The organism is SAR324 cluster bacterium (genome assembly GCA_029245725.1).
Taxonomy (GTDB): domain Bacteria; phylum SAR324; class SAR324; order SAR324; family NAC60-12; genus JCVI-SCAAA005.
The window spans coordinates 1-9,353 of record JAQWOT010000327.1 but is presented as its reverse complement, the minus strand read 5'-3'; the positions used below and the strand labels follow the sequence as shown (position 1 = coordinate 9,353).

The window sequence follows — 9,353 nt, the reverse complement described above, 5'->3', positions numbered from 1 at the left end:
TGACCCCCTGTATTAAAAATTAATTCTCCTTTAGCACCTCTGCAACTCTTCCCAACACACTGACCAATTTCTTCATTTTCTCTCGATCAACTGAAAAGTCCTCCCCCAAATAAAGCCAACGATTGATCTCAATCATCAGTGATTGGGCTCTCTGGTCTTTTTGGTAATGCTTCATCGGCACAATGGTCCCACTGAATGGCTGATCCTGAGCAGTCGAATAGCCACAACTCTCGAATGTCTTCTCAACTTTTGCTACTAGTTCTTCAGGAGTATGAAATTCATCAGTTCCTAAACAAAAGTCTGGCCGGAAAGCTGTTTGGTTTAGTTCATAAGATAGAGGCAGAGCTGGAAAGCTATGGCTGTCGATGATCAGGCAATGGTCATTAGTCAAGAGAGATTCCTAAACAGCCTCTGTCAGCTTTTGGTGATGAGGAATGTAATATTGCTCCAGTAACACCCCTGCGTTGACGTTGGGAAGGTCACTTAAGTAACACTTGGATGGGGACTCGGGGATTTTGTTTTCACCTATACCCCTCTAGCTCATTTACTATTGGGAGTCCTCTGAGGGGATGGAGCCACCATCAAAATATTTAGCCCCAAACAACCGTATGCTTTCCAGGACGGAGAGAAATGCACCTGAATAAATTATATCAAAGCCTGTGAGGCCCTGGTGGCATCAAGCCGATGATGGAAATCGCTTTTCCACTGATGGTTTCTACCTCCACAGAGGCAATGTTGATGTTCATCGACCGGCTTTATCTCAAGCAGGTCAGCCCAGAAGCAATGAATGCTTGCTTGAGTGGCGGCTTTACCTCACTTGCCTTTATCGCCTTTTTCATTGGCATCATTAGCTTCAGTACAGCTTTAGTCGCTCAGTTTTTTGGTGCTGGAGAGTACGAGAAATGCCCCAAAGTACTAACGCAAAGTGTCATATTTACCTGCCTCAGTATACCTGTTGTTCTGACCTTGATTCCATTTGGTAGGTGGGTTTTAGCTACAGCAGGGCTCTCCGATGAAGAAGTTGTACAGGCGCAAACTTACCTCACTATTTTGATGGCTGGGACGGGGCTAGACTTATTTAGAAACAGCTTTAATAGCTACTTTGGAGGGTTAGGCAAAACTAGGGTCGTGCTTTTATCCACTTTCGTTATGGCGATAGCTAATATTGGGGCCAATTACGTTTTAATTTTTGGGAAACTGGGCTTTCCTGCCCTAGGGATTGAAGGAGCAGGATATGGGACCGTGTTCGCTTGGTTCACAGGCGTAGTCACCTTGTGTGTTGTCTATTTCAAGCAGATCCAGCTTCCAGAATACCAACTACTCCAAAGCTTTCAGTTGGATCTGGTTATTCTAAAAAAACTTGTCCACTTTGGATTTGCAACTGGACTGGAACTAGCTCTGCTAATTTTTGCTATTGACTTGACGATCTTGGCTTTTCAGTCCTACGGCGTCTCAGTCTCCACCGCAATGACAGTAGTTTTTACTTGGTTTCAAACTCTTTTCATTCCGGTGATTGGCCCAGAGATTGGCACCATGAGCTTGGTAGGGCAATTCATTGGAGCTTGTGACTCTGATTCTGCTTCAGATTCTGTATTCTCGGGACTTTTTCTAGCTTCTAGCTACGCTTTGATCATCTCAATAGCATTTCTATTGGCGACTGATGCAATGTTAGGAGTATTTTTGGAGCCTGGTATCTCGACTGAAATTTGGGATTTGGCAACGTGGGGAACACAACTCAACGCTTTCATTCTGTTCATTATTGCTTGGTCCACTATTTTGATTGGGGCATTGCGAGGGGCCGGTGACACTTATGGCGTAATGACTATCTCTGCAACTTTTTGGTGGTTCCAATATGCTCTTGTAATTGTTCTTATTCACCAATTTGAACTTCCACCGACTGTAGTGTTCGGAATTCATATTTTTAGTTCACCACTTCTGCTATTTGCCATGATTGGACGTTTCCGCAGTGGTGCCTGGCGTAAACTTGAGTTGACTAAATAGAAATACTCAGTGGGAGTTGAAGGCCACAAGAGGCTCTGTTCAAAAGAGGTGGAGGCCCCTATATTTTATAGGGTGTTATCTGATATAGGTCAGCATTTCATTGTCGTACTGAGAGCCTATTCAATAACCACTTTGAGCTAATTATTTATTCCGATGCGTGATCACTGATCTAGTTTACTTCTTCCAGAAGTTCTTGATCTGATAAAAGGAAGTCATTCCTTAGATCCTCAGGAATAAAGGTAGAAGCGTGAGGCAGATGAAGGATCATCGGAACCATCTTAGCCAAATGTAAATTTCAGGTTTCTCGAGTGACATACCAAAGCTCCCTAAAATCAGTCTCCAAAATATTTTTTTAGCTAGTTGTGATACAATATTAATTCAAGATGGAAACTTATGGTGTTTCCCAAGAAACCTATCAAGATGAAGAACCAGACTTTTTTGCGCATGTAGCACATAAGGCTTATCAAAAATGACGAATAGAAATGCAGCTGAGGTTGTCGCTGAAACCTACTATGATAGTTCAGACGCGGACATTTTTTATGAGCGGGTGTGGGGTGGGGAAGATATTCACATCGGTATCTACGGGCCTGGTCAGGCTATTTTTGAATCTAGCCGTAAAACTGTTGCGCTCATGGCGTCAAAACTTGAGTTGAATGCCAATGTCAACGTCCTCGATTTAGGTGCGGGCTACGGTGGAGCAGCGCGTTATTTGGCGCAGAGTTTTGGTTGTAAAGTCAATTGTCTCAATCTTAGCCAAGTTCAAAATGCGCGCAACCAATTGCTTAGCCGGCAGCAAGATCTGGAGCATTTGGTGACTGTCACTCATGGCAGTTTCGAAAGTATTCCTGCCGATGACAATAGTATCGATGTTATTTGGTCTCAAGATGCGTTCTTACATAGCGGTGATAAATGCAAAGTTATTCAAGAAATCGCGAGGGTTCTCAAACCCAATGGTGAATTGATCTTTACAGATCCGATGCAAGCTGACGATTGTCCACCAGATGTGTTGCAACCGGTATTTGATCGTTTAAGCTTGGATTCGATGGGTTCCTTTAGTCTGTATCGCCAATTACTTGAAGCAGATGGGCTTGCTGAAATTGAGTCTCAAGACCTGACTGCGCATTTAGGAACGCATTATGCTAGCGTCAAGAAAAAGTTAGAAGAAGGCTACGAGGAGCTGAAGCGAGATATTAGTACTGAATATCTCGATAAAATGATTATGGGCCTTCAATACTGGGTTGCTGCTGAAGCCAGTCACTACCTGGCCTGGGGTATTCTTCACTACCGTAAAAGAGATGGAGAGCAATAATCGATTCCGCATCGTCTCGCCTTAGATCCCATGGTTCAATAGACCCATTTATTTTTATAGTCACAATATGCATTGTTTCTACATTGGTTTTGGCAACGGCGATAGACCTCAATGGTATCAGCCAAGCTTTAATAGCAACTCGCAAATGGATTGTATCGACCTTTTCCTGGCTCTTTATCCTTAAGTTCTACTTTTTCTGTCCACCCATCTATCCACCCAAAAAGGTAGAAAATATGGGTAAATATTTCAGCTTTTGAATTTGGGGTAATAGTTCTTTATAGTAGTAAAAACAAGGTAATTAAGTATATTTGGGGTAGTTATGAGTAAGTAAGGTGATTTGTAACCAGACGGTCTCATAACCCGAAGGTCGCAGGTTCAAATCCTGCCCCCGCCACCACACTTTTCCTCAGTAAAATCAGTATTTAACCCAGCCTATCACTTTTCTGGTTCTCACCCAGATTTTGATTTACCCAACCATATACCCAACCATTTGGCGGGATTTTCTGTCCCAGTTCGACCCCACTTTTGACTGACAACCGATTATTTATATTTAAATTTATCTTCGAATCTTTAGGCGAACTTTGACGTTTGTGGATGATGCAGATGTCGAGCAGGTTGTCTTATTATGAGGAGAAGCTTTTAGGGGAATGTTCAGAAGGCAGAGTTTTTAATGTCGTTTGAAATCCCTGTGTTCGAAAAAGGATAGCCGGCTAAAACAACCTAAAAGTCTGAATCCTTTAGTTAGACCATCATACTCACCGAACTGTTACTGTAGGTATCTGTAGGTTACAGCCGAAGTGTTGTCATAAATCCCTCTAGCGAGTATTCTGATGACAATCCAGAAAAAGTAATACTCAATGACCTCAATGATTTAACCTTAAAAATAAGTTCGTGCACTCATACATCTCTTGAACAAGATTCTTCATCAAAACTTCGTTCCTGCTTCAGTCCAGTCTCTTTGTAAAATCTACTCGCCACATCAATCAGACCATCCCGATTTCAATTTCCACCATTTCTGATCCGCAGTTGTCGAACGATAGGGGAAAGTCCCTTGCATGACCCACACACAGCTGTGTCTCTTCACCCGAGTACAACTTCGGCCAACCGTCTTAAAAACTGGAGATCTTATGAGATCCAGATCCTTCCTGCCTGTTATCCTATTTCTTCTGCTTTTGCTCCCGGTCTTTTGGACCTCTCCTTTGTATGGAGATGAGGGCTACATTCCTTTCTTTCCAGATGCTCTAGAACCGGATGGGATAGGATTCAGAGGGCCAGCATCCTCAAAAGTTCAGCATTGTTGGGCTGAACAGGAATGCAGTGGTGATATGGAGAATGCGTTGAAGTCTATGGCTGTTGGGACAACCTTAAGCGGAGGAACAACCTACATCAGGTCGTCTCCTTTTACACTTGAGTACCACAAAGAATATTTTTTCAAAAAGCTGTTTTATAGCCAGACCTTTGCTGAGTTCGGACAAACTGTGACAAGTGGTGCCGTTAGATACATAAAGGAAAACAACGACGCAAATTACCATAGTATTGCTAACTCAAGTTCAGAATCATTCTTAGCTAACTTTTTGAAACCTAACGAAATGTCAAAAATTCCACAGTATGAGTATTTTAACACAAGGGGAACATGGCCCTATTTTGATTTACTAACGAAATCAAAGTTTATTCTTTTTGGTAAAGGACTTGGAATTGATCTCTGGATTTTTGAGGCAAGTTGGGGACCTTTCCTGATGATTCATGACACATCAGTGAATCTCAGATCTTGTGAAACAACAAATATGCAAAATGACCCAGATGATCTTGATTCATTATTTTTTATTCCCACAGGGTGTGAAATTTATTCAGATAGAATAATTGATTTGGCTAAACAAAACTATCAAGGGTTTGCAGTCGGCACTAAGACAGAATTATCACTTGTTTTTTGGGAAACTGACAATTGGAGGGTTTCAATGGATAGAACTACTACTGAATTTAATTTATATACAGACAGTAGTTTTGAAAAAGTTTCATTCAGAGGACTAGATTTTTATCCTGAATATAATACTTCCTCTACCTTAAACTGTACTGGAGGTCGTTATCGGTATTACCAGACAGCAGAGCCTTCAGGTGAGTGGCAAGATATAGATTGTACAAATTTAGAGGGGGAAGATCATCAAAAGAGTTCTGATTATACATACGGTTTAAAGGCTACTTACTATTTCCGTTGATAAATCAGGTCAGAGGTCAGGATCTAAGACTAGTAACAGAGTTACTTGGATACCACACAATACAGATGTTGATGCAATGCATTTTCCTCTTTGTGTGGAGGTTCTTAATGTTGTTTATAGACTTTAATCTAAAGGTCTACACCTCCTAGTTTCTTTTTCTTCTTCAGCATTGTAAGTCTACAAAAACCACATTGACGTAGATCCCCCACCAACAGATCTCCACTCACTAATGTATCGGATCAATCAATCCATTGCCCCACCATTTCTGATCCGCAGTTGTCGAACGATAGGGGAAGTCCTTGCATGATCTTCATTAGAGTTGTGTCGCTTCACCCGAGTACAACTTCGGCCGACCGTCTTGAAAATTGGAGATCTTATGAGATCCAGATCCTTCCTGCCTGTTATTCTCATCCTGCTGGTTGCTCTCGCTATTGCATCGTGTGGCACAGGTTTTCCCAAACCTCGTGCAAATGCGGTTGGCCTTAGATTTGGCGGTGCATTACCTTCTGCGGAATTTACTGACCAAAGTGTTGGTCGTACCGTAATCGAAACTAATAATCAGGTAAATTTTGTTCCAAAAGTAAGACAGCCACTAGCTTTTCAATTCGGAGAACCAGGGGCAGGACATTTTTTTTCTGTGCCCTATTTTGATATCTCAAGAATTACTGCCTATGATATACCACCGTCTCTAAATGGTTTAGACAACCAGACATATGAAGATCTTTCACTTGATAACCCCAATACTTTTACAATCAAAAGATCACAAACTTTTACCGATAGATTTGTAAACAACCATCCTCAATACGAAGATAGAATTAACAAACTTTCAGAACCATCGTTGAGTGCTGATATTGATGTAGTCTCGTATTCATATGGACAAATTTTTGGATTTTACTTTTCGGGTACAAGGATTAGATGGTTTACCACTGCAGTGGGTTTGGGGATATCATATTCTTATGGAGTATATAAAGTTAATGTTTGTGATCCCTACACTGTTATGGGACCAAGCCAATCAGATTTTCCTGTTCTTTCATCAAGTATTGTTTCAAGGTTGGCAGATGATGGTGAAGCAGCCATAGCAGATAGTCGGGAAGGTGTTTGTTTAAAGAAATCTAATTTGTTTTCCAAACATTTATCTAATTTTGGATTTGGTTGGACCGCTGTATTTAAATTTTACTCATATGTCGGAGATACGTTTGAATTCAATCTTCTTGAAAGTGATTTTTATGGAAACATACCAACTTTTTTAGGTGGTGGTGCTGATACCATACTAAAACCTAAGTATACGACACAATACATTAACTTGATGTCATTATACTATCGTTTGTAAATCATTATTGACTAAATCCCATCACTAATTGGTCCCCAGATAACAGCAATATTGTCTGCTTAGAATTATTTATCAAACAACAGATCTGGTAGCAATTGAACATCTAGTTTTAGCCCTAGCAAACAAATCTCCTCTTGATCGGGTATTTACTGTGTTCGGTGAGATTTGTCGAATGTACACTTAAGGAAGAGTTTACACCGATGACCATTCTCGTATCTGCTAGGCTTCATCTGATTACCCATCTTGGCCTAATTCAGTTTTCATTTCAACAAAGACAATTAGCAGGTTTAACAACAGAATTTAGTCCAAATCTGTCTGTTTTTTGCTCTGATGGTCTTTGAGACCCTTTAGGCATCTGTAGACATTCAAATTACTTACTTCAACATCCCGATTCTATTCACTCTTAATTTAATGATTACTGCTAATATTCTGTGCTGAACACACTCAAGCAACTAACTCCAAAGAACCCAACATTTCCTCATAGTTCAACTCTCCCTTCTCTTTACCAGCCAGTTTTACCTTCATTTCCAGAGCACGTAGCACATACGACCAGTTGCCCAGAGACGTGTTGATCCACAAGAACTGATCAACCAACTCCTCGAGACCATCTGGGTTCTTCTCGATCGCCTCCAATAGTGGTGACGCATGATAGTGCTCAAAGATTTTCAGATGCTTGGCCAACTGATTCAGTGCCCTAAGTGATGTCTGGTAGTCACAAGCCTCCAGAGCCTTGTCCTTCAATTCAATGTATTGTTGGACAGTGGGATCTACCCGCATTTGCAAACGCTCTCTACGGGCGTTCTGAGCATCCTGGAGAGTATGTTTGACCTTGGTATTTCTGAGCAGTCCGTAAGCCATTTCAGCTGGATGCTTGGTCTGGTAGCCTGCCCGGAGAACAGCCTATGCACCGTTGCCGTCGACCTGGTACTCTTCGACAAATCGTTGCTGCTTGAAGGTAGGATTTGGAGATGCATTCATTGGAATTATCCTCGATAAGAAATTGGGTTCAGATAAAAATCGATTAGGGGAGGTAATGAATGAAGGGGTGGGGTATTTGGTCATGTCCCCCCTCAATTAAGGATGTAGAAAGGGAAGTTGTTGATGCCTCCGAGAATATCCCACCTGTTCTGGAACAACCAGTAAGGATCCAAAGTAGATTCTTTACTCCAGTGGTCTGGGCTGCAGATGCAATAGCACTGACTATCTCCGTAGTAGAATTTGGAGGTTTTTCCATTGGTAGTTTAGTGAGAGATTTGCTGGCATCAAACCAATAACCTGAATCTACGAAAAGAACATTTTTGTAGATCCAACCTGATTAATCACACAACGCCTCACAAATAGTCACTACGTCTGCACCATCACTACCCCTCTTTTTTTGCTGGGATGGGGGGGAGTAATCAAATTCTTGCAGTCAGTCCTCTGTAGGAGTATTAGTTTTCATCATTTTGTATCAAACATTCAAAGAACTGATTTAGAGGATTGGATGATGAAGAGACAAGACTGCTTACCAGATCTGTGGATGATCCTGCTGTTGGTACTGTTTCTGAGTGCAACAACTCTGCAGGCTCAGAGTAGAGCAATCCAGCCCGTGAACATCCAGATTACAAATGAAGGAGAGGTTCAACTCTATCAAGGCAGTCATGCATTGGTGATTGGAATCAGTGACTACCAAGACAATGCCTAAGTGAATTTGGACAGTGTTGGTGCAGATGTAAAGGCAGTCAGAGAGACTTTGGAAGAGCAAGGATTTGTAGTGGAAACACTGATGAATCCGACAAGAATCGACTACTCAATGGAATAACAGACTTCATGGATACTTACGGCTATGAGCAGGAAAACCGATTACTGTTCTACTACTCTGAACATGGACACACTCAGGAACGCAATGGTAGAAAGTTTGGGTATCTAGTACCAGTAGATGCTCCGAATCCTTTTGAAAATGAGAAGGTGTTCTATCAAAATCCTTGAAGATGGAGCAGGTAATTTTTTGGTCTAAACAGATTGAATCCAAGCATGCTCTGTTTGTTTTTGATTCCTGTTTCTCTGGATCAGTCCTCCAGGCAAGAGCAATCACAGTCCCCGAAGACATCTCCTACCTTACAGCAAAACCAGTCCGTCAATTTATCTCCGCAGGCAGTGCAAATCAGACAGTTCCATCAGAGTGTGTGTTCTGGCCTTTGTTCATTAGAGGAATCAGTGGAAAGGCAGATTCGGACAAGGATGGTTATGTGACGGGAGTAGAGTTGGGAATGTATCAACAGAAGCAGGTGCCTCGTTACCAGACAGGACAGACTCCGCATTATGGAAAGATTCTGGATCCGTATCTGGATGAAGGGAACTTTGTCTTTGAAGTTGGAAATAGAAGACCTCCAACGACAAAGATTGAACCAATCAAAAAATCCAAAATAGTCACTCTCTACATCAGTAAAGATGACCTTTTCAAAGATTTAGAGTCTGACTTAGCAAGTTGGAAAAACAGTAGAAATTTAGATAGTGATAC

At 41.6% G+C, this 9,353-nt stretch carries 8 protein-coding genes and 1 pseudogene; 7 read left to right on the top strand and 2 right to left on the bottom strand.

The window, feature by feature from the left end:
* Positions 1–19 precede the first annotated feature (19 nt).
* Complete coding sequence (locus P8O70_17685) at positions 20–391, bottom strand: N-formylglutamate amidohydrolase (protein MDG2198668.1); 372 nt, start codon at positions 389–391, stop codon at positions 20–22.
* A gap of 293 nt (positions 392–684) precedes the next feature.
* Here P8O70_17685 and P8O70_17680 point away from each other — a divergent pair, with 293 nt between their 5' ends.
* From P8O70_17680 to P8O70_17665, 4 genes are all read left to right on the top strand, one after another.
* Positions 685–2,001, top strand: coding sequence for an MATE family efflux transporter (locus P8O70_17680; GenBank protein ID MDG2198667.1), 1,317 nt, complete (start codon positions 685–687; stop codon positions 1,999–2,001).
* Between the two features lie 469 nt (positions 2,002–2,470).
* Positions 2,471–3,310 carry a methyltransferase domain-containing protein gene (locus P8O70_17675; GenBank protein ID MDG2198666.1) on the top strand — a complete coding sequence of 280 codons (840 nt, stop codon included), beginning with the start codon at positions 2,471–2,473 and terminating at the stop codon, positions 3,308–3,310.
* A gap of 1,127 nt (positions 3,311–4,437) precedes the next feature.
* Entirely contained in the window at positions 4,438–5,523 is a 1,086-nt protein-coding gene (locus P8O70_17670) for a hypothetical protein (protein MDG2198665.1), read from the top strand.
* 376 nt (positions 5,524–5,899) lie between these two features.
* The gene (locus P8O70_17665) at positions 5,900–6,853 is read left to right on the top strand and encodes a hypothetical protein (GenBank protein MDG2198664.1); all 954 of its coding nucleotides are present in this window, start codon (positions 5,900–5,902) and stop codon (positions 6,851–6,853) included.
* A gap of 444 nt (positions 6,854–7,297) precedes the next feature.
* Here P8O70_17665 and P8O70_17660 read toward each other — a convergent pair.
* Positions 7,298–7,735 (bottom strand): annotated as a pseudogene (locus P8O70_17660) (hypothetical protein).
* A 601-nt stretch (positions 7,736–8,336) separates the two neighbouring features.
* On the opposite strand from P8O70_17660, the gene P8O70_17655 reads away from it, so the two are divergent.
* From P8O70_17655 to P8O70_17645, 3 genes are all read left to right on the top strand, one after another.
* Positions 8,337–8,537, top strand: coding sequence for a hypothetical protein (locus P8O70_17655; GenBank protein ID MDG2198663.1), 201 nt, complete (start codon positions 8,337–8,339; stop codon positions 8,535–8,537).
* A gap of 125 nt (positions 8,538–8,662) precedes the next feature.
* Entirely contained in the window at positions 8,663–8,821 is a 159-nt protein-coding gene (locus P8O70_17650) for a hypothetical protein (GenBank protein ID MDG2198662.1), read from the top strand.
* 2 nt (positions 8,822–8,823) lie between these two features.
* Positions 8,824–9,353: hypothetical protein (locus tag P8O70_17645; GenBank protein ID MDG2198661.1), on the top strand; the 530-nt coding region annotated here is incomplete at its 3' end.

What these genes read in the sequence shown, in the direction of transcription:
- P8O70_17680 (MDG2198667.1), top strand. Translation starts at nt 685, where the DNA reads ATGATGGAAATCGCTTTTCCACTGATGGTTTCTACCTCCACAGAGGCA.
- P8O70_17675 (MDG2198666.1), top strand. Translation starts at nt 2,471, where the DNA reads ATGACGAATAGAAATGCAGCTGAGGTTGTCGCTGAAACCTACTATGAT.
- P8O70_17670 (MDG2198665.1), top strand. Translation starts at nt 4,438, where the DNA reads ATGAGATCCAGATCCTTCCTGCCTGTTATCCTATTTCTTCTGCTTTTG.
- P8O70_17665 (MDG2198664.1), top strand. Translation starts at nt 5,900, where the DNA reads ATGAGATCCAGATCCTTCCTGCCTGTTATTCTCATCCTGCTGGTTGCT.
- P8O70_17655 (MDG2198663.1), top strand. Translation starts at nt 8,337, where the DNA reads ATGATGAAGAGACAAGACTGCTTACCAGATCTGTGGATGATCCTGCTG.
- P8O70_17650 (MDG2198662.1), top strand. Translation starts at nt 8,663, where the DNA reads ATGGATACTTACGGCTATGAGCAGGAAAACCGATTACTGTTCTACTAC.